The 24,170-nt window shown below is 69.3% G+C and carries 23 protein-coding genes and 1 tRNA gene; 7 read left to right on the plus strand and 17 right to left on the minus strand.

Annotated elements, in window-relative coordinates:
• Positions 1–10: 10 nt before the first annotated feature.
• A complete protein-coding gene (gene moeB / locus KBY96_RS08295; RefSeq protein ID WP_254978897.1) occupies positions 11–1,183 on the plus strand; it encodes a molybdopterin-synthase adenylyltransferase MoeB in 1,173 nt (390 codons plus the stop codon).
• Between the two features lie 22 nt (positions 1,184–1,205).
• Here the strand turns inward: moeB and KBY96_RS08300 are convergent, their stop codons facing one another.
• Entirely contained in the window at positions 1,206–2,417 is a 1,212-nt protein-coding gene (locus tag KBY96_RS08300) for a cob(I)yrinic acid a,c-diamide adenosyltransferase (RefSeq protein WP_254978898.1), read from the minus strand.
• Between the two features lie 109 nt (positions 2,418–2,526).
• Here KBY96_RS08300 and larE point away from each other — a divergent pair, with 109 nt between their 5' ends.
• Positions 2,527–3,372 carry an ATP-dependent sacrificial sulfur transferase LarE gene (larE, locus tag KBY96_RS08305; RefSeq protein WP_254978899.1) on the plus strand — a complete coding sequence of 282 codons (846 nt, stop codon included), beginning with the start codon at positions 2,527–2,529 and terminating at the stop codon, positions 3,370–3,372.
• Here larE and speD read toward each other — a convergent pair.
• Positions 3,356–3,811, minus strand: coding sequence for an adenosylmethionine decarboxylase (speD, locus tag KBY96_RS08310; RefSeq protein ID WP_254978900.1), 456 nt, complete (start codon positions 3,809–3,811; stop codon positions 3,356–3,358). The genes larE and speD overlap by 17 nt on opposite strands.
• Before the next feature lie 28 nt (positions 3,812–3,839).
• On the minus strand, positions 3,840–4,958 hold the full coding sequence (gene recF, locus KBY96_RS08315; RefSeq protein WP_254978983.1) for a DNA replication/repair protein RecF: 1,119 nt from the start codon (positions 4,956–4,958) through the stop codon (positions 3,840–3,842).
• Between the two features lie 94 nt (positions 4,959–5,052).
• On the opposite strand from recF, the gene KBY96_RS08320 reads away from it, so the two are divergent.
• Positions 5,053–5,126: transfer RNA gene (locus KBY96_RS08320), tRNA-Arg, on the plus strand.
• Between the two features lie 104 nt (positions 5,127–5,230).
• Here the strand turns inward: KBY96_RS08320 and KBY96_RS08325 are convergent.
• From KBY96_RS08325 to KBY96_RS08345, 5 genes are all read right to left on the minus strand, one after another.
• Positions 5,231–5,626 carry an N-acetyltransferase gene (locus KBY96_RS08325; protein WP_254978901.1) on the minus strand — a complete coding sequence of 132 codons (396 nt, stop codon included), beginning with the start codon at positions 5,624–5,626 and terminating at the stop codon, positions 5,231–5,233.
• A gap of 87 nt (positions 5,627–5,713) precedes the next feature.
• Positions 5,714–8,683, minus strand: a complete 2,970-nt coding sequence (gene ppc / locus KBY96_RS08330) for a phosphoenolpyruvate carboxylase (RefSeq protein WP_254978902.1) — start codon at positions 8,681–8,683, stop codon at positions 5,714–5,716.
• Between the two features lie 32 nt (positions 8,684–8,715).
• Positions 8,716–9,891: a glutamate--cysteine ligase gene (gshA, locus tag KBY96_RS08335; RefSeq protein WP_254978903.1), complete on the minus strand. Its 1,176-nt coding sequence runs from the start codon at positions 9,889–9,891 to the stop codon at positions 8,716–8,718.
• Between the two features lie 11 nt (positions 9,892–9,902).
• Positions 9,903–11,507: an anthranilate synthase component I family protein gene (locus KBY96_RS08340; RefSeq protein ID WP_254978904.1), complete on the minus strand. Its 1,605-nt coding sequence runs from the start codon at positions 11,505–11,507 to the stop codon at positions 9,903–9,905.
• Complete coding sequence (locus tag KBY96_RS08345) at positions 11,504–12,295, minus strand: sulfotransferase family protein (RefSeq protein WP_254978905.1); 792 nt, start codon at positions 12,293–12,295, stop codon at positions 11,504–11,506. Before KBY96_RS08345 ends, KBY96_RS08340 begins: the two co-directional genes overlap by 4 nt.
• Before the next feature lie 79 nt (positions 12,296–12,374).
• On the opposite strand from KBY96_RS08345, the gene KBY96_RS08350 reads away from it, so the two are divergent.
• Both KBY96_RS08350 and KBY96_RS08355 read left to right on the plus strand, forming a co-directional pair.
• Complete coding sequence (locus KBY96_RS08350) at positions 12,375–13,082, plus strand: sulfotransferase (RefSeq protein ID WP_254978906.1); 708 nt, start codon at positions 12,375–12,377, stop codon at positions 13,080–13,082.
• Positions 13,079–13,846, plus strand: a complete 768-nt coding sequence (locus tag KBY96_RS08355) for a sulfotransferase family protein (RefSeq protein WP_254978907.1) — start codon at positions 13,079–13,081, stop codon at positions 13,844–13,846. The genes KBY96_RS08350 and KBY96_RS08355 overlap by 4 nt, the downstream gene beginning before the upstream one ends.
• A 10-nt stretch (positions 13,847–13,856) precedes the next feature.
• Here KBY96_RS08355 and KBY96_RS08360 read toward each other — a convergent pair whose 3' ends face one another.
• The 5 genes from KBY96_RS08360 to KBY96_RS08380 form a co-directional block, all read right to left on the minus strand.
• Positions 13,857–14,759 (minus strand): glycosyltransferase family 92 protein, encoded by a 903-nt coding sequence (locus tag KBY96_RS08360; RefSeq protein ID WP_254978908.1) that lies wholly within the window; start codon positions 14,757–14,759, stop codon positions 13,857–13,859.
• Positions 14,760–14,880: 121 nt separating this feature from the next.
• Positions 14,881–15,312 (minus strand): photosystem I reaction center subunit II PsaD, encoded by a 432-nt coding sequence (locus tag KBY96_RS08365; RefSeq protein ID WP_254978909.1) that lies wholly within the window; start codon positions 15,310–15,312, stop codon positions 14,881–14,883.
• A 91-nt stretch (positions 15,313–15,403) separates the two neighbouring features.
• On the minus strand, positions 15,404–16,825 hold the full coding sequence (locus KBY96_RS08370) for a sensor histidine kinase (protein ID WP_254978910.1): 1,422 nt from the start codon (positions 16,823–16,825) through the stop codon (positions 15,404–15,406).
• A 22-nt stretch (positions 16,826–16,847) separates the two neighbouring features.
• Entirely contained in the window at positions 16,848–18,137 is a 1,290-nt protein-coding gene (gene rodA, locus KBY96_RS08375; RefSeq protein WP_254978911.1) for a rod shape-determining protein RodA, read from the minus strand.
• A 5-nt stretch (positions 18,138–18,142) separates the two neighbouring features.
• Positions 18,143–19,246 carry an Mrp/NBP35 family ATP-binding protein gene (locus KBY96_RS08380; RefSeq protein WP_254978912.1) on the minus strand — a complete coding sequence of 368 codons (1,104 nt, stop codon included), beginning with the start codon at positions 19,244–19,246 and terminating at the stop codon, positions 18,143–18,145.
• Positions 19,247–19,394: 148 nt separating this feature from the next.
• Here KBY96_RS08380 and hemF point away from each other — a divergent pair, with 148 nt between their 5' ends.
• Positions 19,395–20,432, plus strand: a complete 1,038-nt coding sequence (gene hemF / locus KBY96_RS08385; RefSeq protein ID WP_254978913.1) for an oxygen-dependent coproporphyrinogen oxidase — start codon at positions 19,395–19,397, stop codon at positions 20,430–20,432.
• Here the strand turns inward: hemF and KBY96_RS08390 are convergent.
• Entirely contained in the window at positions 20,395–21,261 is an 867-nt protein-coding gene (locus KBY96_RS08390) for a dehydrogenase (RefSeq protein WP_254978914.1), read from the minus strand. The genes hemF and KBY96_RS08390 overlap by 38 nt on opposite strands.
• On the minus strand, positions 21,258–21,809 hold the full coding sequence (locus KBY96_RS08395) for a cofactor assembly of complex C subunit B (protein ID WP_254978915.1): 552 nt from the start codon (positions 21,807–21,809) through the stop codon (positions 21,258–21,260). The genes KBY96_RS08390 and KBY96_RS08395 overlap by 4 nt, the downstream gene beginning before the upstream one ends.
• A gap of 80 nt (positions 21,810–21,889) precedes the next feature.
• Between KBY96_RS08395 and KBY96_RS08400 the strand changes: the two genes are divergently transcribed.
• Positions 21,890–22,564 (plus strand): ribonuclease D, encoded by a 675-nt coding sequence (locus KBY96_RS08400; protein WP_254978916.1) that lies wholly within the window; start codon positions 21,890–21,892, stop codon positions 22,562–22,564.
• 33 nt (positions 22,565–22,597) lie between these two features.
• Here KBY96_RS08400 and KBY96_RS08405 read toward each other — a convergent pair whose 3' ends face one another.
• Both KBY96_RS08405 and KBY96_RS08410 read right to left on the minus strand, forming a co-directional pair.
• Positions 22,598–22,855 (minus strand): hypothetical protein, encoded by a 258-nt coding sequence (locus KBY96_RS08405; protein ID WP_254978917.1) that lies wholly within the window; start codon positions 22,853–22,855, stop codon positions 22,598–22,600.
• Between the two features lie 28 nt (positions 22,856–22,883).
• Entirely contained in the window at positions 22,884–24,164 is a 1,281-nt protein-coding gene (locus tag KBY96_RS08410; RefSeq protein WP_254978918.1) for a lipid-A-disaccharide synthase-related protein, read from the minus strand.
• Positions 24,165–24,170: the final 6 nt, after the last annotated feature.

The raw sequence follows: 24,170 nt of genomic DNA on the forward strand, positions 1-24,170 counted from the left end.
TACTGCCACCATGCTTGCTCTCGACACCAGCGGCGTTCAGCTCAGCCCCGATGAGGTGGCCCGCTTCTCCCGCCATCTGATCCTGCCGGAGGTGGGCATGGAGGGCCAGAAGCGGCTCAAGGCCGCTTCGGTGCTGTGCGTGGGTACAGGCGGGCTGGGCTCGCCCCTGCTGCTCTACCTGGCCGCCGCCGGCGTGGGTCGCATCGGCATCGTCGATTTCGATGTGGTGGATCACTCCAACCTGCAGCGCCAGGTGATCCACGGCACCAGCTGGGTGGGCAAGCCCAAGATCGAATCGGCGAAGGCCCGCATTCACGAGATCAACCCCCACTGCCAGGTGGACCTCTACGAGACGGCGCTCACCAGCGAGAACGCCCTGGCGATCATCGAGCCCTACGACCTGGTGTGCGACGGCACCGACAACTTCCCCACCCGCTACCTGGTGAACGACGCCTGCGTGCTGCTGGGCAAGCCCAACGTGTACGGCTCGATCTTCCGCTTCGAGGGCCAGGCCACGGTGTTCAACCTCGATGCAGGCAGCCCCAACTACCGCGACCTGTTCCCCGAGCCGCCGCCGCCGGGCATGGTGCCCTCCTGCGCGGAGGGGGGTGTGGTGGGCGTGCTGCCCGGCATCATCGGCGTGATCCAGGCCACCGAGGCGGTGAAGATCATCACCGGCATCGGCACCACCCTCAGCGGCCGGCTGCTGCTGTTCGATGCCCTGGGCATGAAGTTCCGCGAGCTCAAGCTGCGGCCCAGCCCCGAGCGGCCGGTGATCGAGAAACTCATCGATTACCAGGAGTTCTGCGGTGTGGGTGGCACCGCCCCGGGCCAGGAGGAGGCTGGTTCTGTGCCCAGCATCACCGTGGCCGAGCTGAAAACGGTGATCGACGGTGAGATTGAGGACATCCTGCTGCTGGATGTGCGCAACCCCCAGGAGGCCGACATCGCCGTGATTCCGGGTGCGGTGCTGATGCCCCTGGATCGCATCGAGAGCGGCGAGGCGATCGAGGATGTGCGCCAGTTGGCCGCCGGCAAGCAGCTCTATGTGCACTGCAAGCTGGGGGGCCGCAGCGCCAAGGCCCTGATCGCCCTGGGGCGCCATGGCATCGAGGGCGTGAATGTGAGCGGCGGTATCGATGCCTGGAGTCAGCACGTGGACCCGCAGGTGCCGCGCTACTGAGCAGGGGCTGACGGCCGCTGTCTCAGTAATCCACGCCGCGCTTGAGATCCACGCCGCGCTCGGCGTAGTGCTTGTGGCACACCATTTCCGAGTGCACCGCAGCCAGGTCGAAATAGGCCGGACGGTTCTTGCAACGGCCCGTGAGGATCACCTCGGTGTCCGCCGGTTTGCGCAGCAGCGTCTGCACGATCGGCTCCACCGGCAGCAGCTCAAGGTCCACGGTGGGATTGATCTCATCGAGGATCACGGTCTTGTAGAGACCGCTGGCGATGGCCGCCCGGGCGATCTCCCAGGCGCGCTCCGCCTCCACGTAGTCGATCGGCAGCTGCTGGCCCCGCCACACGATGGCGTCGCGCCCGGAGCGCAGATGATCCACCAGGTGCGGATAGCTCTCGCGCAAGGCGGCGATGGCGGCGTCTTCGGTGTAGCCGCTGCCGCCCTTGAGCCACTGCAGAATCAGCACCCGGTGGCTCTTGTCCTGGCTGATCCCGCGGCCGATGGCCTGCAGAGCCTTGCCCAGGGCACTGGTGCTCTTGCCCTTGCCCTCCCCCGTGTAGATCTCGATGCCCTCCAGCCCCAGGCGCAGCCCGCTGCTGCCCTCCGCCTCTCGCTCGCCGTTCCCGAGCCGGCGCCGGTGCCCCTTCATCTCCGAGTGCAGATCGGCCAGTTGGATCAGTTGGGCCGGAGCCCCGCGGCCGGTGCAGATCACCTCCATCGCCCCTGGCTTGGCAGCCAGGGTGCGACACACCTCCTCGACATCCAGCAGGCCCAGATCAAGCACCGGGTTGAGTTCATCGAGCACCACCACCGAGTAGAGATCGGAGGCGATCGCTCCCTTGGCGATGTCCCAGCCCCGCTGGGCCTCCTGGCGATCGAAGCGCGTCACCTCCTCGGCGGTGAAGAAGTCGCCGCGGCCGGTGCGCACCTGGTCGATGAGATGGGGAAACCCCTGCTGCAGAGCCTCGATGGCGCCGTCTTCGTCGTAGGCACGGCCGGGCCCCTTGAGGAAGCGCAGCAACAGCACCCGGGTGTGCTTCCGCTCGCAGATCCCCAGGCCGATGGTGCGCAGCACCACACCGAGCGCGGCCTGGCTCTTGCCCTTGCCGTCACCGTCGTACACGTGCAGCTGGCCGTGGGAGCGCTCGTCGCTGCGGGCGGCTGTGCGGATGCCGATCCCGCCACCGGTGCCGCGAACGCTGCTCCGCTGCGGCGTGCCGGTGCTGCTGGAGCTCATGGCGCGGCATCGATGACCCCGATGCTACCCAGCCTGGCCGGTGATCCAGCACCCCGCAGGGCTTCCCCTCACCCTGCCAGGATCGCCTCGGCTGCTGCCGGAAGCGCCGATGGCTTTCACCCTGCTCGACCCCCTGTCCGCCCCCCTCGCGCGTGGACTGGATCAATTGCGCGCCCTGATCGCCCAGCTGCCCAGGGTATTGGTGGCCTATTCCGGCGGTGTGGACAGTGCCCTGGTGGCGGCCATCGCCATGGAACAGCGGGGTCCGGCCGCCGAAGCCATCACCGGCGTGTCTCCGGCCCTGGCGCCCCACCTGCGCCGGGAGGCGGTTCAGCAGGCTCGCTGGCTCGGCATCCGCCACCGGGAGATTCCCACGGCCGAGCTGGCCGACCCGGCCTACGCCAGCAACCCCCAGGAGCGCTGCTATGCCTGCAAGCGCGAGCTGCACAGCCTGCTGGCGCCGATCGCCGCGGCTGCCGCCGGTGCGGTGGTGCTCGATGGTGTCAACCAGGACGATCTGGGGGACCACAGGCCGGGGATCCGGGCCGCCCGGGAGTTTGGCGTGCGTTCGCCCCTGGCGGAGCTGGGCATCGACAAGGCCGGCGTTCGCCAGCTCTCGCGGGCCCTGGGGCTGCCCTGGTGGGATAAGCCCGCCCAACCCTGCCTGGCCTCCCGCGTTCCCTACGGCGAGCCGATCACGGCGGAACGACTGCAGCTGGTGGCGGCGGCCGAAGCCTGGTTGCTGGCTCAGGGCTGGCCGGAGGTGCGGGTGCGCAGCCAGGGACAGACCGCCCGGATTGAGCTCCCCGCTGCCCAGTTGGGGGAAGCCCTGACCCGCTGGGCCGAGCCCGGAACCAGGACCGAACTGGTGGCCGCCTTCCTGAATCTGGGCTTCAGTGCCGTGGCCCTCGATCTGGAGGGTCTGGTGAGCGGCAAGCTCAACCGCGAGATCTGAGCGCCGGTGTGCGTTCGGCGCCGGCGATGGCGCTGGGGGTTTCGCGGCGGAAGCTGGTGAGCCGGTGGCGGCCGGCCCCGAGTTCAGCGGCGAGCACGGCGCAGGCGCGCTCGGGCATGGTGTGATCGCCACAGGTGAACACATCCACGGCGGCATAGCCCGACTCGGGCCAGGTGTGGATGGAGATGTGGGATTCGGCCAGCAGGGCCAGCCCGGTGACGCCCTGGGGCTGGAAGCGGTGGGTGATGAGGTTGAGCAGGGTGGCACCGGCCTGATGGGCGGCGGCGGTGATGGTGTCCCTGAGGAAAGCCTGGTTGTCGAGCCGACCTGGATCGCAGTCGTAGAGCTCGAGGATGCAGTGTTTGCCAACCGTGTCGCAGCTGGGGGGGGCAGCGGTCCATCCCGGGTTGGGGTGGAGGCAGGGCAGGCTCTGGGGCATCAAGGATGGGCCGATGGGGCGGCTCACCTTACGAGCCGGACGCGGCAGCGGGGGGCTCCTCCTCCTGCAGCTGCCCGGCCCGCATCCGCACCACCTGGCAGTGCCGGCGCCAGCCGCCGCTGAAGGCCTGCAGATGGGTGGCACTCACCAGGCACTGGTGGCCCTCGCCAACGGCCGCCAGCAACTGCTGCTGGCGGCCAGGGTCCAACTCGGCCAGTACGTCGTCGAGCAGCAGCAGCGGCGGGGTGCCCACCACGCTGCCCACCAGCTCCAGCTCCGCCAGCTTCAGGGCCAGCACCAGGGTGCGCTGCTGGCCGGCGGAGCCGTAGCGCCGGGCGGGACGCTCCCCCAGCAGCAGCTCCACCTCGTCGCGATGGGGCCCCACCCCGCACTGGCCCAGGCGCAGTTCCTCCGGCCGCTGGCGGGCCAGCTGCCCGGCCAGAGCCTGCCGCCAGGGCTCTTCAGCCTCTTCCCCCGGCAGCTCGCTGCCGCTGCGGTAGCGCAGGCTCAGCACCTCGCGGCCGCTGCTGAGGCGGTGCTGCCAGGCGGCTGCCAGGGGCTCGAGACGACGCAGGGCCCGATGCCGGCGCCGGTGCAGACGGGTGCCCACCAGGGCCATCTGCTGGTCGAAGGCATCCAGCAGCGCGCCCAGATCCCCTCCTCCCAGGCCGCGGCGGAGCAGTTGGCTGCGCTGCCGCAGCAGCCGCCCGTAGCGGCTGAGCAGTTCGCTGTAGAGGGGCTCGAGCTGCAGCACCACCCGATCGAGCCACTGGCGCCGCAGGGCCGGTTCCCCCCGCACCAGATCCAGGTCGAGCGCGCTGAAGCCCACACAGCGCAGCGACCCCAGCAGATCCTGCTGGCGCTCCAGGGTCTTGCCGTTGCGGCTGGCCTGCCGCCCCCCCTGGCGCCGCAGTTCCAGTCGCAGCCGGTCACCGTCATCGCTGAGGCCCCGCAGCACGGCCAGCGGTTGGCCGTGGCGGATCAGATCCCGGTCGCTGGAGCTGCGGTGGGAGCGCAGGCTGCCCAGCAGCTCCACCGCCTCAAGCAGGTTGGATTTGCCTTCACCGTTGGCTCCCACCACCAGCAGCCGTGGGGCATCCAGCACCAGCTCCAGCCGCTCGATGTTGCGGTATTGGCTCAGCTCCAGGCGGTGCAGCCGAATGGGTCGCAGGCGGCCAGCGGCTAAGGTAAGCCGATCGAGAGCGGTCCCCGGGGCGGTGCCGTTCCCGACCCGTGCTCACGGGCATGTAGCTCAGTTGGATAGAGCGTCAGATTCCGGTTCTGAAAGTCGGGGGTTCGAGTCCCTCCATGCTCGCTGTCTGTCCACCCTCCCTGCCGCAGCAGGGGGGGATTTTTTTTGTGTTCGCCTGAGGCTTGTGATCAGCCCCGCTGCCGCGCTCGGGTGGCGCTCGGGGGAGCTCAGAGGCCCCGGCCCATGGCCCGGATGCCACCGGGATCCACCACGAATCCCTGCCGCTGCAGGGCCGCTACGGCCTGGGGCGGGGCCGACAGGGAGATGCTGCAGCCCGGCAGCTCGCGCCGCAGCTTGCCCAGGGACGCCTGCACCAGGGCCAGCAGCAGCTCCGGCTGAGCCGGATCACCGGCGTCGGCCCAGAGGTCCCAGAGGTTGGCGTTGAGGGCCAGGTCACTGGTGCTGCGCACGAAACCCACCAGCTGCTCCTCCCGGTTGAGGATGTGCAGATGCCAGAGGCTGCGCTCCAGCACCCGGCGCCAGCGGTGCTCGCCGCGGGCCCGCTCACCGGTTTGCAGCAACAGGGCATCCAGGGCCAGGAGATCGGGCAGACCCTCGCTCACCAGGCGATAGCCCTCGCCCAGTCGCGGTGCCGGTGGATGGTTTCGGAATGGCAGGAGCAGGGAGCCCAGGGTGCCCTCGTGTGGTGATCAGCCGGTGTTGCGCATGCCCGCGGCGATGCCGTTGATGGTGAGCAGGGCGCCGCGCAGCAACTCGCTGCGGCTGTAGGTGCGTCCATCCTGGCGGGAGCCCACGGTTTCGCTCATCGGTGGCTGTCGGCTCTGATCCCGCAGCCGGCGCAGCAGTGCCACCTGCAGGAAACCCAGGGGCACGATCGTGCGGTTGCGCAGGTCCACCGAGAGTTGCAGGGCCGGGTCGCCATCCAGCAGCCGCCGCCGCCCGGTGATCTTCAGCACCAGATCGCGGGTGAGGGTGAATTCGCCGGCGATGGTGGCGAAGATCCGCTCGAAGGAGTCCAGGTCTTCGCTGCGGCCCAGGTCCTGCACGTAGTGATGGGCCAGCTCCATATCCACCTTGGAGAGGGTCATCTCCACCTTGGACATCAGCATGCGGAAGAACGGCCAGCGTTGATGCAGCAGCCGCAGCAGGTCGAGTTGCTCGGGATCGCGCTCCAGTTCCTCCTGCAGCGCCCTGCCCACGCCATACCAGCTGGGCAGCAGGAAACGGCTCTGGGTCCAGCCGAACACCCAGGGAATCGCCCGCAGGCTGGAGAGGTCCTTGGCACCGCTCTTGCGCCGGGCCGGGCGGCTGGAGATCTGCAGTTTGCTGATCTCCTCGATCGGGGTGCACTGCTGGAAGAAGGCCACCAGATCGGGGTTGTCGTGCACCAGAGCCCGGTAGACCTCGCGTGAGCGGGTGGCCAGCCGGCCCATCAGCTCATTCCAGCTGGGGGTGTCGTCCACCGGGGTGCTCACCAGGCTGTTCTGGATCACGGCGGTGGTGACGGTTTCCAGGTTGTAGAGCGCCAGTTCCGCCAGGGAGTACTTGGAGGCCAGCACTTCCCCCTGCTCCGTGATCTTGATGCGGCCCCCCAGGGTGCCGTTGGGCTGGGCCAGGATCGCCTGGTAGGCCGGACCGCCGCCACGACCCACCGAGCCGCCGCGGCCGTGGAAGATGCGCAGCGCCAGCTCGTGGCGGGTGGCCAGATGCTGGAGGCCGATCTGGGCCTTGTGGATCTCCCAGTTGCTGGACAGGAAGCCGGAATCCTTGTTGCTGTCGGAGTAGCCGAGCATCACCTCCTGCAGAGGCGGGGTGCCCTCGGCTCCCCCCAGCAGCTGGTGGTACATCGGCTGGCGGAACAGCTCCTCCATCACCGCCGGCGCCCTCTGCAGGTCCTCCACCGTCTCGAACAGCGGCACCACCAGCAGGGAGGCGTGCTGGGTCACCGGATCCACCAGCCCCGCCTCCTTGGCCAGCAGCAGCACCTCCAGCAGATCCGACACCGTGTGACTCATGGAGATCACGTAGGTGTGGCAGATGCGGGTGCCGAACTCCTGCTGCAGCCGCTGCAGCATGCGGAACACCGCGAAGGTCTCGGCCGTGGGATCGCTCCAGCGGGCCGCGGCCGGCACCAGGGGGCGCCGGGTCTGCAGTTCGTCGAGCAGCCAGGCCACCCGCTGGGGCTCAGCCATCTCCCCATAGGGAACCGGCAGCTGCAGGTAGCGGCTGAGCTCGTCGATGGCGTCGCTGTGGCGGGTGCTCTCCTGGCGGATGTCGAGGCTGGCCAGGCAGAAGGCGAAGATCTGCACCTGGCTGATCAGATGCTGCAGGGCCTCGCAGCTCAGGCCCGTGCTGTCCAGGCTCTCCAGCACCAGCTCGAGGTCGTTGCGGAATTCCTCCACGGAGCCGTAGTGCAGCTCGGGGGTGGGGCTGGTGTTGCTGAGGTTGCCGCCGGGCAGGGGCACGTTGGCGATGGCGTCGCAGGGGGACTCCCAGCCGGCCTCGGCCAGGAGTTCGTTGCGGGCCTCGGTGAGGCGCAGCCGCTCCAGCACGTAGCTGAGCTTGAGGCGGTAGGGCTCCAGCCGGTAGCGGGCCGCCCGCTCCTCGTAGATCTCGGGATAGCGCAGCCGGTCCATCTCCAGGGATTCCAGCAGCGCCGGACTCACCTGGCTCCACTGCATCGAGATGCTGAGCTGATCGCGCAGCTCAGTGACCGACTTGATGTAGCGCTCCAGCATCATCTGGCGCTGGTAGCAGGCGGTGCGCCAGGTGATCTCCGGCGTCACCGAGGGGTTGCCGTCCCGGTCGGATCCCACCCAGGAGCCGAAGGTGCAGAAGGCTTCCCGGGGCACCTCCACATCGGGATAGCTCTGGGCCAGGGCCGAGCGGATCCGCTGCCGCAGCAGCGGCATGGCGTCGAACAGCACGTCCTGGAAGTAGTGCAGGGCGTAGTCGACTTCGTCGAGCACCGTGGGCTTGAACTGGTGCAGTTCGTCGGTGCGCCACCACAGCCGGATCTCCTCCTCGAGCTGCAGGCGCAGGTTGTGCAGCTCCAGGGGGTTGATGATCCCCGCTCCCTGCTCCAGTTTCTGGATCAGGGCCGCCACCCGCCGTTGCTTGTGCCGCACCGTGTGGCGCACGATTTCCGTGGGGTGGGCCGTGAACACCAGCCGCAGGTCTAGGTCGCGCAGGAGGGTCTCGAGCTGGGCCGGGGGCACGTTGAGGCTGCGCAGCCGCTCGAACAGCTGGCGGAAGGTGACGGGCTCGGTCTGGCTGGCCAGGGGCGGCAGGAAGGGGTCGCTGGCCACCGGCTCGGCCTGGCTCTTGAGGCTGTCGAGATAGGTGTCCTCCTCGATGTGCTGCTCGAGGATGTTCACCAGCTGGAAGTAGAGGGAGAAGGCGCGGGCCGCGGCGATGGCCTCGGCCAGATCCATCTCCCGGATCAGCTCCACGAAGGCCGCGCTGCTGTCGGCCTCGTCGTCGGCGTCTTCGTTGAGATCACTGAGCTGCTTGAGGCGCAGCAGCCGGTCGGCCTGATCGGCTGGACATTCACTGCGCAGCACGGTCTGCCAGAGGTCTTCCACCAGCTCCATGCGCTCGCCGAGCAGGCGCGTGGCCCGGGGGGAGGGCGCGGCGATGGTGGGCACGAACTGCCGCATGGGAACCGGGGTGGCAGTGCGAGACGCGTCGATCATCCCAAAACACCCGCCTGCCGGTCTGTGTGGTCGATGGCCAGCCGCTGCTCCTGTGCTGCCATGGCTTTGGCCTCGGCGCTGAGGATGGCGGCAATCGAGGCCCCGGCCCGGTGCTGCGCCAACCAGCACATGGCCTGGTTGCCCTCCTGAAGCACCCGCTCGAGCGGCGCCAGCTGGAGCTCCAGCTGCTGCTGGCGGGCCAGGGGCCTGAGCTCTTCAAGGCCCTCCTCGATCCACTGGCGGCAGCGGATCGGGCGGCCGTCGCGCCAGTGGTGGAGGAGGGCATCGAGGCTGGAGCGGGCGCTGGCCTGCTCGTTGGCGTCAGCCAGCCGGGCCAGCTCCACCGCGCTCAGGGCACTGGCCCGCAGCGGATCCCAGCGCTCCGGCGCCTGCAGCAGCTGCTCCAGGCGCAGTTCGCAGAAGGCGGTGATCGCCAGCAGCAGCTGGGGATCACTCACCAGATCGCAGATGCGGATCTCCAACCGGTTGAGGTCATGGGGACGGTTGTCGCCGTTGGGGCGTACCGAGGTCCACAGGTGCCGCACGTTCTGCATCTGCCCGGCCGACAGCTGCTCCTGCATCCAGCCCACGTAGTGCTGGTGATCGGCGAACAGCGGCACCTCGGTTGGGGTGAGTGGGAACTGCAGCCAGCGCTGGGAATGGGCTCCGGTCACCTGGCCGTCGAGGAAGGGGGAACTGGCACTCAGCGCCAGCAGCAGGGCCGCCTCGCAGCGCAGGGCGCGCAGGCCGGCGAACAGGGCTGGTTGCCCCGCAAAGGCGGTGCCCGGGGTGAGGCCCAGGTTGATATGCACGCTGGCGGTGACCACCCGGGTGCCGTAGGTGGCTTCGATGTAGGCGTGATAGGGGTGGTCGGGATCGGAGCGCTCGAAGCGGGAGCTGTCGCCGCGGCTGAGGGTGCTGCCGGGCAGCAGCGTCAGCCCCTGCGCCGCCAGCCAGGCCCGCAGCCGGCGGCGGGGCTCCAGCAGCAGCTCCAGCTGGCGGCCGTAGTCGGCTTCCGGTGGGGTGATGTACTCCAGGTTGCGGTGATCGGGCTCGATCACAAACCCCTCCAGGGCCGCCACCACGGCGGGGCTGCAACCCACCACCGTGCCGTCGGGGCGGCCGGTGAACAGTTCCACCTCGAAGCCCTTCAGCAGGCGTGGGCTGGCCATCGAATCCGGCGTCACTGCAGGCAGGCCAGGGCCTTGAGCATGCCCCGGGCCTTGTTGAGGGTTTCGCGATACTCGGCCTCCGGCCGCGAATCGGCCACCACCCCCGCACCGGCCTGTACCTGCACCCGCCAGCTGCCCGGGCCGGCGGGAAGCACCACCATCGTGCGGATGGTGATGGCGGTGTTCAGGGCCCCGGCCAGATCCACAGCTCCGTACACCCCCGAATAGGGACCGCGGGCATCGGGTTCGAGGTTGTGGATCAGCTGCATCGCCCGGATCTTGGGGGCGCCGCTCACCGTGCCGGCCGGGAAGGCTGCCATCAGCAGGTCCCACACGCTCTTGCCCTCGGCCAGCACGCCCTCCACCTGGCTCACGATGTGCATCACGTGGGAGTAGCGCTCGATCACCATCAGGTCGGTGACCTGCACACTGCCCGGCCGGCACACCCGGCCCAGGTCGTTGCGGCCCAGGTCCACCAGCATCACGTGCTCGGCCCGTTCCTTGGGATCGGCCAGCAGTTCGGCTTCCAGGGCCCGGTCCTCGGCCTCGTCGGCACCCCGTGGGCGGGTGCCGGCAATCGGTCGCAGGCAGGCCTTCACCTGATCGCCGCCGGCGATCGGTTCAGCCTTCACCATCACCTCTGGGCTGGAGCCGATCAGATACCAGCCGCCGAAGTTGAAGAAGGCCATGTAGGGCGAGGGATTCACCATCCGCAGGCTGCGGTAGAGATCGAAGGGATCGCCCTCGATGCCGGTTTCCAGCCGCTGGCTGAGCACCAGCTGGAACACATCGCCGTTGGCGATGTGGTCGCGGGCCCGCACCACCGCGGCCTCGAAGTCGGCCTGCTGGCAGTTGCTCAGCGGCCGCAGGCGTTCGTCGATGGCCTCGGCCGTGGCGTCGTGCCACCGCAGGGGCACCACCCCCGGGGGCAGGGGCTGGTGCATCTGGGCCTCGAGCCGGCGGATCCGCTCGCTGGCGGCGGCGTGGGCCGTTTCCGGGTCGTCGCCGCGGCTGAGGTCGGCATAGGCCACCGCCGTGATCTGGCGCTTCACCTGATCGAATACCAGCAGGCTGTCGGCCAGCATCCAGCAACCATCGGGGGGCGCGGCGGCGTCCGCTGCATGGATGGGCACGCTGGGCTCGATCCAGCGGATCAGTTCGTAACCCCAGAAGCCAAACAGCTGCCCCACCGGCGGCAGCCCTGGCAGCGCCTCGCTGCTCAGCGGGGCCAGGCAGGTTTGCAGCAGCTCGAGGGGATTGCCGCTGAGGCGCTCCCGGCGGCCATCGCGCCACTGCTGCTCACTGCTGTCGCCGCGGCTGGTGAGGGTCCAGAGCGGGTCGGCCACGATGAAGCTCCAGCGGCCGATGCGCTCGCCGCCCTCCACCGACTCCAGCAGCACACCGTGGTGGTGACTGGCGCCCACCTTCAACCAGGTGGTGAGGGGGGTTTCCAGATCCGCGGGCCAGCGTTTCCAGAGCGGGATGAACGTGCGACCGGCTGCCACCTGATCGCGGAAGGCCTGGTCCAGGACTCCGGGTTCCACGGGCGGCGCTGCAGGCCCTGCCTTTATAGGCGCCGCCCGGCGCCCGGCTCTGGCGGCAGGGCGGCGGGTCATGGCTGAGGCAGCGTGGGCTCGTAGCCGAACAGCTCGAAGTCGCGGCTGTACAGCCGGCCAATGATCTGCCGCTGTTCAGGCCCATAGGCCTCCTGGAGCTGATGGGCGGCGTTGGTGGTGGTGCCGCGGCGCTCACTGGGCGCCAGGTCCTGCTCGCCGAACAGCCGCTCCAGCACCTGGGGCAGGTCGCGGTCGAGGGATTCGACGCGGCCGATGAAGTCGAAGCGGCTCAGGGGCAGGCAGAGGATCTCGACCTGGGGTGCCCAGTGCATGTCCAGGTGCAGGCCGCCGGCCTCCAGAAACCGGCAGAAGCCCAGGAAGTCACCGGGCTGGCCGTGCATCTCTGCCCAGGCCAGGAAGCGCCGGCCCTGGTGGCGCAGCCGCCCCACCTTGTCGAGGTAGGCCGAGAGCACGCGGCTGAAGGGGTTACGTACGAACGTGAACACGAAGGCCTCCCGCTCGAGGCGCTGCACTTCGCGGCTGGAGAGCAACAGGGGTCGCTGGAAGCTGTATTTCGGATCCTTGCGACGCCGGTAGCGCGGCCGGTAGGAAATCTGGCTGGCCAGAGCCGCCACGATGGTGGTGTTGGCCGCTTTGGGGATGCGGCTGTAGAAGAACGGTTCCGCCGGGGAGTAGCAGCCGCGGGGGTCGAGTTTGAACAGATCCATCCGGCCCCTGTAGGGATAGCGCTGGCAGAACGGGGTGATCAGGCTGGCGGTGCGACGGCAGAGGTCACACCGCAGGCTGCCTGAGAGCTCAGGGCCCTGCGGCGGGATGGCGGGGGGCACGGGGCGCGCTGCGGTCGCTGCGGGTGACGCTAGACAATGTCTGTGGGCCTCCAGTCCCCCCGCCCATGCCGACGTGTTCGTGCCCATCACGCAGCCCGGTGATCGAGATCCAGCGCTGCCGCGGGTGGTGGCGGTGGGATTCAACAAATGCGGCACCCGCAGCCTGGCCCGGTTGTTCGCCAGGGCCGGCCATCCGGTGGTGCATCACAAACTGCGGGTCGGCTGGCCCGCGCGGTTGTGGACAACGCGCAGGATCGGACGCTTGATGCGGCTCAATGTGGATGCCGGCCGTCCGGTGTTTTTCGGGGCGGAACACCACATCTTCTACGGTGATCTGATTGATAGCAGCGCGCAGGGTAGCTTCGATGGCAATACCCTCTATCAACGCATTCTGGCTGATTATCCCGACACAATCCTGCTGCTGAACTGGCGGGATCGGGAGGATTGGATTCGCTCTCGGATGCGGCACGGACATGGTGAATTTGCAGCCCGTGAACGGCGCCTCAGGGGACTGTCCGGCAGCGAGGAGCTGGCCGGGGCCTGGCGGCGGGAGTGGGATCAGCACCTGGCGGCGGTGCGCGGCTTCATGGCCACTCGCCCGCAGCAGCTGATTGACTTTCAGCTCGACCACAGCTCCATCGAGGATCTGGTGCTCCGCCTGAGCGCCTATGGCCTCAGGCCCGAACACTTCAGCGACATCGGCCGCAGTCGTGATCGGCAGTTGCCGCCGCCTCTGGCGCTGGCCAAGCGCTGGTGGTCCCACCACCGCCCGCGCAGCCAGGGATGATCCTCAGCCATCGCCACCGCTTGATCGTGCTGCACTGCCGCAAGGCCGCCGGCAGTTCCATCTGTGTGTCGCTCGCCCGGCTGCTGGGTCCTGCCGATCTGCAGATCAGCTCCATCGTGGAAACCCTCAGCGAGGGCATTCCCCTGACCCGACGGGTGCGCCGAGAAGCCTGGCGCCACAACCCCGCCAGCCTGGTGCTGGCCAGCGGCCTGGGCACCCGGATGCACGGCCGGGCCGTGGCCCGTGCCATCGATCACGCCTACCGGCCCCTGCTGGGCCGGAAACCTCCCCATGCCCCGGCCCGGCGGCTGGCGGTGGCGTTCCCGCGCGAGTGGCGCGACTACCGGAAGCTGGCCGTGGTGCGCAATCCCTGGGACAAGACCGTGTCGGATTACTTCTGGCGCGTTCAGCGGCTGCGCCGCCCCCCCAGCTTCGCCGCCTATGTGCGGGCGCTGGCGGCCGGACACGACCTGGGCGGGGTGGTGCCGCTGGCCTTCCACGACAACTGGCCGATGCTGGCGATCGACGGCCAGGTGGTGGCCGACCAGGTGGTGCGCTTCGAGACCCTCCAGAGCGACCTCACCGCCGCGCTGCAGCAGCTCGGCGTGGACTGGGATGGTTGGCTGCCCCGCTCGAAGGCTGGGCATCGAGCGGCGGCCGGTGAGGTTGGCTCCAGCTATCGCAGCCACTACACCCCCGAGCTCGAACGTCTGGTGGGGCGGCTCTACCGGGCCGAGATCGAGCACTTCAACTACTGCTTCTGAGCAGCGCGGATCACCACGAAGCGCTGGCTCCAATCCGCTCCAGGAAACGGATGGCGGCGTCGTCGGGCACCACCTGCTGCTCGATCTGGTGCACGGTGCGCATCACCTTGCGCCGGTAGGCAGCCGCCTTGGAGCGCAGATTGGGCCCGCGCCGGATCTTCTGCTCCAGTTCCTCGCCCGATCGCGTGTAGTAGTGGTTGAGCTGTATGTGTTCGGCGGAGTAGAAACTCGCCTGGGAGCGCCGGCGCAGCGGCCAGGCCTCGCCCTGATCATTCCAGGTGAGGCTGCCGTGGTCCACCTCCATCCGGTGCACCCGCACCGCTGTGAGGTGGCAGGGGTCAACGACACACTTGAAATTCACCCCAGCCATGGGATCGGCTGCCCGCAGGCGGTAGTTGGTTACCACGCCGCCGCTGGGCGGCTGCTGGTGGCCGCAGCGGCCGAACATGTGCCAGGGGAGGGAGAGATTGCGCACCTGAGGGTCGAGGTGGGCCAGGGCTGCATCGAGGCTGGCGGCCTGCTTCGGCACCAGGAATTCATCGGCATCGATGAAGGCCATCCAGCGGAACGCGCCGCCGAAATTCGCCGCCGCGTGGGCATAGGCCAGCACCTGATTGTGAATCTCGCGGCGCAGCAGCTGATCGGCCAGCCGCTGGCCCCAGGGAATCACCCGCAGCTGATCGGCCGCCAGTTCTGCTGCCAACTGATCGAGGGTTGCATCACTGCTGCCGTCGTCGTAGACAATCACCTGCCGCACTCCGGCAAGCCGGTGGAAGCGGGCCCATTCGCCGATGTGGCGCTCCTCGTTGCGCACCACCAGCACCACAGCTGTGCCCCAGCGGTGGGGATGCGGTGCCGCTGGGCTCAACCCCAGCCGGGCCATCTTGGTGCGTTGCAGGATCGCGTTCAGCATCAAGGGCCAGGTTGATGACGGGGGCGGATCCCTGGGGTGATGACGACACGATCACCAGAAGTCAGCCCATGAAAAAACCGGGACCCTGAGGGCCCCGGCCATAAGCAGATGCGGATTGCCCTCAGGAGTCGTAGGTGTTTTTGCCGCTGAACTTGATATTGGCTGGATTGGTGTTGGCACCGATCCGGCGCGGGTTGTGCCCCACCATCGGGCGACCCTCGTTGACCTTCTCGGGGAAAACGCCGTCTTTGGGGTGCAGGAATTCGGTATCCCCGCCAGGATAGATGCGGTAGATCTTGTAGTCTTCAATTCTGGGCTTGAAGCGCGTGCGCAGCTGGGTTCCGAGCGCCAAGCATTGCTCCTTGCGGGCGAAATACATGAGGTTTTCACCCTCATTCATCTCAGCGGCACCACCGGTGGGCAGCTCAAAGATCTGGCTCTTCGGGCTGCTCCAGGTGATCGCGTATTTCTCTTCGGTTTCAGCAGAATTCAGCAAGCCGCCCGTGCTGCCGATGTACTTGGGGAGTTGACCCTTCAGCGCCGTTGCTGTCATGGCTAAATCAGATGTCGGCAGACTGGTTCAGGCGGAAGCTAGCACCGTGGTTTTGGGCCACCGTGGCCCTGCCCAGCAGTCTTCACACCCGTCAACAAATCGGGAAGAACACCGTCAGGCCGCTGCCGCCCCGTTCGGTGAGCCGGCCACCGAGACGCTGAAACAGGCGCTGGGTGGCCTGGCGGCTGAGCTGCAGGCTGCCGGTGGTGGGATTCCAGCTCAGCACCGGTCCCACCGCCCGCACCGGTGCGCCATCGGGGTCACCGCCGCCCGCAGCCGCAGGACCGGCGGCGGTGCTGTCCAGCTGCAGCTTCAGCCGGGGTCCGGCCGCCTGCAGCCGCAGCCGCACACTGCTGCCGGAGGGCAGGGAGCGGCTGAAGCGATCGATCAGTCCCCCCAGCATCGTTTCCAGACGGGCCGGGTCACTGAGCACCGGTGGCAGGTCGGCGCTGATCGCCAGTTGCAGCTCCAGACCTCGGCGGCTCAGCTGCCGTTGCCACAGGGGCTCGAGCTGTCCCAGCAGTGCGCTGAGATCGGTGCGGGCCAGCTCCTGCTCCACGCCTGTCCCGTGACTGCCGTTGCCGGGGCGGTTCTGGAGTTCCGCCGCCAGAAAAATCAGCCCGAAGCGATCGATCTGCTCACTGCATTCCCCATCGATGTGCTCCAGCCGCTGCCGCACCACGGTGGAGAGATCGCGGCGGCGCAGCAGTGAGCGGATCAGGGTGCGGATCGTGGCCAACGGCGTGCGCACCTCATGGGTGAGTGCCTCCAAAAGGGCCAGCTCGCCGCTCACGTCGCCCTCAGGCGGGCCGTGGCTGCGCTGCGCCAGGGGTTGCAGGGTCACGCTCGGGGCCATCGCCGCCAGTCGGTCGGCCAGCTGCGGCCAGAACCGCAGGCCCAGCTGCGGGTCATTCTGTAACGATCCCAGCGTGCGCATGGCCTCCTCCAGCCGCTCGGCACTGGCCGCATTCCCCGCTGCCAGGCGGGCGTGGATCAGGCCCAGGGCTTCGCTGAGCACGCTGGGCTCGAAGCGCACCAGCAGCCGCCGGCCAGCGCTGGGGCCATCGAGGCACAGCGCCACCTGCAGACTGGGTGTGATCACGATCAGAAGTGGATCGGTGCCGTCATCGGGCTCCAGCGGCAGTCGCTCAAACCCGCTGGCCAACGTCATGGGCCTGCCGCCGGCTCCGGGAAGCAGGGGCGGCGCGGCGCTCAGCAGCGTCTCCAGTTGCGGCGGTGCCCACACCCATCCGCGCAGTCGGGCCAGCAGCTGGGGTTCGTAGAGGGCCGGCAGCGGCGCCGCCAGCCACACTCCCCCCTGATCGGGCCGCAGCAGCAGACAGTCGCTCTGCAGAGTGGCCAGCGCCGCCCACCACTGGCGGCGCACCGAATCCTCGTCGTTGCGGCCCGCCGGCACGCCGGCCCCGAGGCAGGCACGCACCCGATCCAGGGTCACCCGATCGGGAGGGCCAGGATTATCGGGCCCCATGGCCTGGGCTGCCTCTGGGGGCATGGTGCAGTCTCGCGTTGCTGGTTTACCAGCGGGTCTGGCCAGGGCGGGGCTGCCCGCCACCGCGGCGTGCCACGGAGGCGCACAGACCAAGGGCCATGAAGTTCATCAGCATGGCGGAGCGGCCGTAGCTCAGAAAGGGCAGGGGAATGCCGGTGACCGGCCCGAGGCCGATGGTCATGTTGATGTTCACCACCACCTGGAACATCAGCATGGTGCCCACCCCCACCACCACCAGCGACTCCACATCGCTGTGGGCGCGGCCGGCGATATGCAGCAGCCGCCAGGCCAGGGCCACAAACCCGGCCACCACCAGCACCGATCCGATGAAGCCGGTTTCCTCCCCCAGGGCGCTGAAGATGAAATCGGTGTGCTGCTCGGGGATGAAGCGCAGCTTGGTGAGCGATCCGCGCATCAGCCCCGTGCCCCAGAGCTGGCCGCTGCCGATCCCCACGGTGCTCTGAAGCAGGTGATAGCCCCCGCCCAGGGGGTCCTTGGCCGGGTCGAGGAAGAGTGCCAGCCGGTCGCGCTGGTAGTCCTGCAGCACATTGAGCCACAACCAGGGGGTGATGGCGGCGAAGAAGCCCTGCACCCCCACCACGATCGCCAACCCCAGGCGCTTCCAGGGAAGGCTGGTCCAGGCCAGCCAGGCGGTGAACGGAATCCACCCCAGCAGCCCCCAGGGCAGGGTGCCCGCCAGGATCGCCGTGGCCAGGGGCGAGAGCAGCAGCAGCAACCAGCCCCCCGGCATCCCCGACCAGAACAGCATCACCAGCAACACGGCCCCGAACACCAGCGATGTGCCCAGATCGGGCTGAATGAACACCAGCAGCCAGGGCAGGCTGATCAGGGCGGAGGGCCGCACCAGGTCAACGGGACGCTCCACCGGGTGGCGGGCCAGCACGCCAGCCAGCATTAGGATCGCCGTTAGCTTGGCGAATTCCGACGGCTGCACATTGAAGCCGGCGATGCTGATCCAGCGCTGGGCCCCCAGGGCCGTGGTGCCCACCACCCGCACCGCCACCAGGCTCACCATGGTGACGGCGAAGATCGGCCACTGCCAGCGGACCAGACGATCGACGGGGAGGCGCGCCAGCAGCAGGCCGATCCCCAGGCCAGCGGCCGCCGTGATCCAGTGCTGATACCAGTCGGCGTAGTCGGCCTGGCGCTGGGTGCTGGCGATCAGGATGCCAGCCAGGGCGATCATGGCCAGGGGGATGCCCCAGAGCAGCAGATCCACCCCGGCCAGGGGCCGCCGCCGGCTGCGTTCGCGGCGGGCAAACAGGGATCGGTTGCGCCCGTCCAGGCTGAGCATGGCCCTCAGGCCGGCACGGGAGTGAGCGCTGCGATCCTGCGGGCCAGGGCCGAGAACGCCTGGGCCGTGGCCGACTCCGGGGCTGACAGCACCACCGGCACGCCTTGGTCGCCGCCCTCGCGCACCGGCAGTTCCAAGGGCAGCTCCGCAAGCAGAGGCACACCTCCCTCGGCGGCCAGCCGGGCGCCGCCACCGCTGCCGAAGATCGCGTAGCGCTTGTCGGGGGCGTCGGGAGGAATGAAGGCGCTCATGTTCTCCACCACCCCAAGCACGGGGATCCCCATCTGCAGGAACATGGCCAGCCCTCGGCGGGCATCGGCCAGGGACACCTCCTGGGGTGTGGTGACGATCAGCACGCCTGCCATGGGCACGGCCTGGGCCAATGTGAGCTGGGCGTCTCCGGTGCCTGGCGGCAGATCCACCACCACCACATCGCGTTCGCCCCAGTCCACCTGATAGAGAAACTGGCGGATGATGCCGTTGAGCATGGGGCCACGCCAGATCACCGGCTGGTTCTGCGCCACCAGCAGGCCCATCGACACCATGCCGATGCCGCAGCTCTGCATCGGCACGAGCATCTGGGTGCCCCCCTCGTCGCGGACCTCGGGGGTGCGATCGGCCACCCCCAGCATGGTGGGTGCGTTGGGGCCGTAGATGTCGGCGTCGAGGAGCCCCACCTTCAGGCCATCGCGGGCCAGGGCGCAGGCCAGGTTCACGGCCACGGTGCTCTTGCCCACCCCACCTTTGCCGCTGCTCACGGCGATCACCTGTTTCACGCCGGCAATGGGCTGGCGTTCAGGCAGTTGTCCCTGTCCGCCGGGGCCATGGCCGGCGGCGCCGATCGGGGCCCCCGACGGCGGCGGGGTGCTGGGCTGGGCCAGTTCGAACTGCACCTCGTCGATGCCTTCGAGGGCCAGCAGCGCCGCCTGGGCTTCACGCACGATCCGGTCGCGCTGACTCTGGGCAAAGCCAGGCAGGGCCAGGCGGATCACGGCCCGCTGCCCCTGCAGTCGGGGGTTCTGGATCCAGCCCAGCTCAAGCAGATCGCGGCCGCTGCCCGCATCCTTCACCGCACTGAGGGCATCGCGGGCCTGCTCCGGGGTGGCCATCCAAGCGCTGCTGCGACAAGCGCTGATCCTAGGGATGTCGCTCCGGGGCAGGGCCGGCGGCGTGACAGAGGCTCTCACCCCTCTTGTGGAGGGGTTGGGCGGCCTGAAAAGGTATCTCCAATTCGTACGCCGATGCGGCGCGGAATCCATGCTCCAGGCCCTCGAGGCTCCACCGGCCGATTCCCGCCAGCGGGCCCGCGCTCTTCTGCTCGGTCTGCAGGATTCCATCTGTGCCGGTCTGGAGCAGCTTGACGGGGAGGGGCGCTTCCTCGAGGAGAGCTGGGAGCGTGCGGAGGGCGGTGGCGGTCGCTCCCGCGTGATCAAGGCCGGCCGGGTGTTCGAGCAGGGAGGGGTGAACTTCTCCGAGGTGCAGGGCTCCGAACTGCCCCCCTCGATCCTCAGTCAGCGCCCGGAAGCCAAGGGACATCCCTGGTTTGCCACGGGCACCTCCATGGTGTTGCATCCCCGCAATCCCTACATCCCCACCGTTCACCTCAACTACCGCTATTTCGAGGCCGGCCCGGTGTGGTGGTTCGGGGGCGGAGCCGACCTCACTCCCTACTACCCCTATCTCGAGGACGCCCAGCACTTCCATCGCACCCTCAAGGCGGCCTGCGACAGCGTCAACCCCGCCTACTACCAGGTGTTCAAGCCCTGGTGTGACGAGTACTTCTACCTCAAGCACCGCGGCGAGACCCGCGGCGTGGGCGGCATCTTCTACGACTACCAGGACCCCGCCGGCGTTCTCTACAAGGGGCAGGATGCGGCCGGACCCGCCGCCGCCGCCAGTGGCCGGATCGGGGCGATCAGCCAGAGCTGGCAGCAGCTCTTCCAGCTCGCCAGCGCCTGTGGCAACGCCTTCCTGCCCAGCTACGTGCCGATTGTGGAGCGGCGCCAGGCCAGCTCCTACGGCGAGCGGGAGCGCCAGTTCCAGCTCTACCGCCGCGGTCGCTACGTGGAGTTCAATCTCGTGTTTGATCGCGGCACCATCTTCGGTCTGCAGACCAACGGCCGCACCGAGTCGATCCTGATGTCGCTGCCTCCCCTGGTGCGCTGGGAGTACGGCTACACCGTGGAGCCCGGCAGCCGTGAGTCCCTGCTCACCGAGCTGTTCACCAAACCTCAGAACTGGCTGGAGGACCCAGCCCTCAGCGAACGCTGCGCGCCCCACCAGGCGCTGGGCTGAGGTCGCTGAGGTCGGGGTCGGCACCGCCCCCGGCTGCCACAGCTGGCTCGAGGGGTGTGACGGGCAGGCGACCAAGGCCCCGTTCGATTCCATCCACCACCCGGCTGGCGATGGCGTTGAGCGTGGCCTGACGGCGGCTGGGATCGCGCAGGGCGACCTCCAGTGGGCCTTCCAGCTTGCCGATCTCCAGCATGGCGATGCCCCGGCGCGGGGCCCCAAGGCCGTCGCGGTAGTGCAGGGGGTAGGCACCGAAGGCCTGGGCCAGGCTCTCATCAACACGGCTGGGACGGCGCTGCAGCGGCGGGATCAGGCCCGAGCCCACCCCATCGGGCCCGTAGGCGTCGTAGTGAATCTCCAGGGCGTAGCCGCCGCTGCGGGCATGGTTGCGACCAACGCTCCAGTTGGTGCGCGGATCATCTCCGTTGTGGATGGTGCGCAGCGGTGGGTCGTAGAAGCGCATCGCCAACCCTCGCTGGCGGCCAAGGGCTTCCACGGTCCGGGCGGTGAGCAGGTTCCAGTAGAGCTCGTCGCTCATGCCGGATTGCATCGGCGCCGCCCCCCGCAGGGCCACCGCCTCGCCCGGGGTGCCGGAACCCGCCATGTTCTGGGAATCGGCATGGCCGGCCAGCAGCAGGATGTCCACGGTCTCGGGCAGGGCCCTGGCACCGAGCCAGTCCTTGCGGTCGCTCAGCCGGCTGCGGGGCCCGGTGAGGGGGTCGCTCCCGGCCCAGCCCGGGGCCTGGGCGCCGGCCCCCACACCCACGGCCAGGGCCGCCACCAGAGCGCCCAGGGCCAGGAATCGAAACCAGCGGCGCCAGGATGGATTCATAGGGGGGATTTGAGCAGGTTGGCGTCGCTGTAGAGCCCCAGTGTGGAGCCCAGCTCCTGTTCCAGGGCGATCAGCTCATCGCGGTGGGCCCGCAGCTTGAGGGCGCTGCCGGTGGACTGGTCGTGACTGATCAGGCGCAGCTCCACGGTTTCGTCGCGGGAGGCACGGCGGCGGTAGAGCAGGCCTGCGAGCGGCCCGAGCAGGGCCAGCAGCAGCGGCCACCAGCCCAGAGCGGGCAGCAGCTGGCGCCACACCAGCCCCAGACAGCCGGCTCCGAGCCCGCCGAGCAGGGAAAGCAGCACGGCCAGCAGCGGGCTGGAGCTCACCTGGCCGCGGAAGAGCAGGCTGCGGCGCTCGGGGTCGGACGTCTGCGCCTGCCAGCCCCGCTGCTCCAGCCAGGTGCTGAGGGCGGGAAGCACCTCAAGGGCGGGCCTGGAGCTGCGCACCTCCACGGTGGTGGTGCGGTCCTTGCTGGCGGCGCGCAGGAAAAACACCAGCCCGATGGCCAGCAACAGGGTGAGCAGCAGGGTGGAGCCTGAGGTGGCCATGGCGGGATTCTGCTGGATCCGCCGCCGTCGTGCAGGTCCGCCCGGGTTGTCAGCATGGGCGATTCCGCCAGCCCCCGCCGATGACCGCCGCCCCCAGCAGCAACCTGCCCGCCCCGGCCCGTTTCGCTGTCTTTGATGGCGACCTCGACGCCGGTTGGGCGGATCGCTTCGGGGCAGCCCGGGCCCTGGCGGTGGACACCGAGGCGATGGGGCTGATCCACGGCCGCGACCGCCTCTGCCTGGTGCAGATCTGTGATGACAGCGACAACGTGTGCTGCATCCGCCTGGCCCGCGGCCAGCGGCAGGCGCCGCGGCTGCAGGGACTGATGGAGAACCCCGCGATCGAGAAGGTGTTCCACTTCGCCCGCTTCGATGTGGCCGCCCTGGCCGAGAACCTGGGCATCACGGTGCAGCCGCTGTTCTGCACCAAGGTGGCCAGCCGGCTGGCCCGTACCTACAGCCCCAGGCACGGTCTCAAGGAGGTGGTGCAGGAGCTGGTGGGCATCGAGCTCGACAAGCAGGCCCAGAGCTCCGACTGGGGCCGGGTGGAGGATCTCAGCGACACCCAGCTCGCCTACGCGGCGGGGGATGTGCGCTATCTGCTGCCGGCCCGCGACCGGCTGGAAACGATGCTCAGGCGCGAGGAGCGCTGGGATCTGGCCCAGCGCTGTTTCGGTTGTCTGCCCGTGATGGCGGAGCTCGACCGCAACCGCTTCCACCTGCTCTTCGAGCACTCCAGCGGCGGCAACCGCTGAGCGTCCCGGCTCCCCGGGCGGGCTCCGGGACGCTCAGTCGTCCAGCATGAAGTTCTCGTCATTGCCCACCGCCTCCAGCTGGGCGGTGAGCAGGTTGTGGTGGTCGCTGGCGCTCGACTGCAGCTCGGCCAGCAACTCCTCCGCCAGGTCCCGCTTGGCCTCCGGTTCGCGGATGCCGGCCTGGGCGGCCCGGATGTCCACCCGGCGGCGCGCGGAGGCCAGGCTCACCCCCAGCGCAGAGGCCAGGCGCGCACAGATGGCGGTGTAGGCCCGATCGGAAATTCCGGCCATGGTGGCGCCACCAGTGGAACATCGACCATCATCCCAGCCCATCGGCGGCGGGCCCCGGGGGCGCCAGCAGGCGCTGCTCCAGCAGCGCGGCCAGCCTCGCGCTGCCGCCCGTCGGGCCCATGCGGCGCTGGCCGATCGCCCCCAGCCGCCGCCGCAGCGGCGGGTCGTCGAGCAGGTGGCGGAGCCGGGCCGCCAGCTCCGCCGGTGTGTGGCAGGGCACCACCGCTCCTCCCAGCAGGCGGCTCTGCCGCCTGGCGAATCCGGCCCGGAACTGGGGCCCGGGCCCCGGCAGTGACAGCGCCGGAATCCCAAGCCCCACCAGTTGTTCGGTGGCTGTGCCGGCCGTGGCCAGCCCCACCTCCGCCCAGCCGGCCCAGGCCTCGAACCGCCCGCCGCCGAGCAGCAGGCTGAGCGCGCCCCGTCGCCAGGCCGCGCTGGCGCCCGCCGCGGCAGCGGCGCCGCTCAGCCGTTCGGTCTGCCAGCCCCGGCCCTGCAACAACCCATCCCAGTGCGCCTGATCCGGCTGGCTGCCGCAGGCCAGCAGCACGGTGCAGGCCTGCGGCGCTGGCCAGAGCGCCAACGCCTCCAGCAGCCGCGTGCCATTGCCGAGGGCTTCCGGCATCCGGCTGCCCGGCAGCAGCAGCAGGCGCCGCCGCTGGCTGAGCCAGGCGGGCAGCGGCTCTCCGTCGAGCTCATCGAGCATGGGGTTGCCCGGTGCCAGCGCCGAAACCCCGCAGCGCCGCAGGCCCCTGGCCGTGATCCGGTCGCGCACGGCCACCAGCCGGCAGCGACGGCTGGCCATCAGGGCCCATTCCCAGGGATCCCACTCGCTGCCCTTGCAGCGGTGATAGGCATCGGCCAGCGGGCTGTCGCCCCAGTCCGGCGGTGCCGGCGATCGCCAGGTGTAGTCGCTCTTGGGGGTACCGAGGAAGGCGAATGGCGCGCCGCTGCCCCAGGCCAGGGCGAGGGGCAGCAGGTCACCCACCGCCAGCAGCGGGGCACCGCTGGTCCCCCAGCGCCGCACCCAGCGCCACTGCCGCCAGGTCAGCGCCGCCAACCCCGCCGCCAGATCGCTGGCCATGCCCCGCAGGCTCTGATTGGAGAAGCCCCCGCTGGGCAGGGGTTGCCGGGGACCCACGCGCTGCAGCTCCCCGGCGCGCTCAGCGGCGGCGAAGACGCGGCCTTCCCCCACCAGCGGCAGCACCCACACCTGCTGCTGCGGTCGCCGCCGCCTGAGGGCCTGAATCACCCGCAGGGCGATGGCGTCCTCCCCGTGGCCGTTGCTCAGAACCAGCAGCGGAGAGCCCATGCCACG

Origin of the sequence: Cyanobium sp. ATX 6A2, from assembly GCF_024346355.1 — a bacterium.
Classification (GTDB): domain Bacteria; phylum Cyanobacteriota; class Cyanobacteriia; order PCC-6307; family Cyanobiaceae; genus NIES-981.

Bases quoted from the DNA above. Each gene is read 5' to 3' on its own strand.
- moeB (WP_254978897.1), top strand. From the start codon at position 11: ATGCTTGCTCTCGACACCAGCGGCGTTCAGCTCAGCCCCGATGAGGTG.
- KBY96_RS08300 (WP_254978898.1), bottom strand. From the start codon at position 2,417: ATGAGCTCCAGCAGCACCGGCACGCCGCAGCGGAGCAGCGTTCGCGGC.
- larE (WP_254978899.1), top strand. From the start codon at position 2,527: ATGGCTTTCACCCTGCTCGACCCCCTGTCCGCCCCCCTCGCGCGTGGA.
- speD (WP_254978900.1), bottom strand. From the start codon at position 3,811: ATGCCCCAGAGCCTGCCCTGCCTCCACCCCAACCCGGGATGGACCGCT.
- ppc (WP_254978902.1), bottom strand. From the start codon at position 8,683: ATGCGGCAGTTCGTGCCCACCATCGCCGCGCCCTCCCCCCGGGCCACG.
- gshA (WP_254978903.1), bottom strand. From the start codon at position 9,891: ATGGCCAGCCCACGCCTGCTGAAGGGCTTCGAGGTGGAACTGTTCACC.
- KBY96_RS08340 (WP_254978904.1), bottom strand. From the start codon at position 11,507: ATGACCCGCCGCCCTGCCGCCAGAGCCGGGCGCCGGGCGGCGCCTATA.
- KBY96_RS08355 (WP_254978907.1), top strand. From the start codon at position 13,079: ATGATCCTCAGCCATCGCCACCGCTTGATCGTGCTGCACTGCCGCAAG.
- KBY96_RS08360 (WP_254978908.1), bottom strand. From the start codon at position 14,759: ATGCTGAACGCGATCCTGCAACGCACCAAGATGGCCCGGCTGGGGTTG.
- KBY96_RS08365 (WP_254978909.1), bottom strand. From the start codon at position 15,312: ATGACAGCAACGGCGCTGAAGGGTCAACTCCCCAAGTACATCGGCAGC.
- KBY96_RS08370 (WP_254978910.1), bottom strand. From the start codon at position 16,825: ATGCCCCCAGAGGCAGCCCAGGCCATGGGGCCCGATAATCCTGGCCCT.
- rodA (WP_254978911.1), bottom strand. From the start codon at position 18,137: ATGCTCAGCCTGGACGGGCGCAACCGATCCCTGTTTGCCCGCCGCGAA.
- KBY96_RS08380 (WP_254978912.1), bottom strand. From the start codon at position 19,246: ATGGCCACCCCGGAGCAGGCCCGCGATGCCCTCAGTGCGGTGAAGGAT.
- hemF (WP_254978913.1), top strand. From the start codon at position 19,395: ATGCTCCAGGCCCTCGAGGCTCCACCGGCCGATTCCCGCCAGCGGGCC.
- KBY96_RS08390 (WP_254978914.1), bottom strand. From the start codon at position 21,261: ATGAATCCATCCTGGCGCCGCTGGTTTCGATTCCTGGCCCTGGGCGCT.
- KBY96_RS08395 (WP_254978915.1), bottom strand. From the start codon at position 21,809: ATGGCCACCTCAGGCTCCACCCTGCTGCTCACCCTGTTGCTGGCCATC.
- KBY96_RS08400 (WP_254978916.1), top strand. From the start codon at position 21,890: ATGACCGCCGCCCCCAGCAGCAACCTGCCCGCCCCGGCCCGTTTCGCT.
- KBY96_RS08405 (WP_254978917.1), bottom strand. From the start codon at position 22,855: ATGGCCGGAATTTCCGATCGGGCCTACACCGCCATCTGTGCGCGCCTG.
- KBY96_RS08410 (WP_254978918.1), bottom strand. From the start codon at position 24,164: ATGGGCTCTCCGCTGCTGGTTCTGAGCAACGGCCACGGGGAGGACGCC.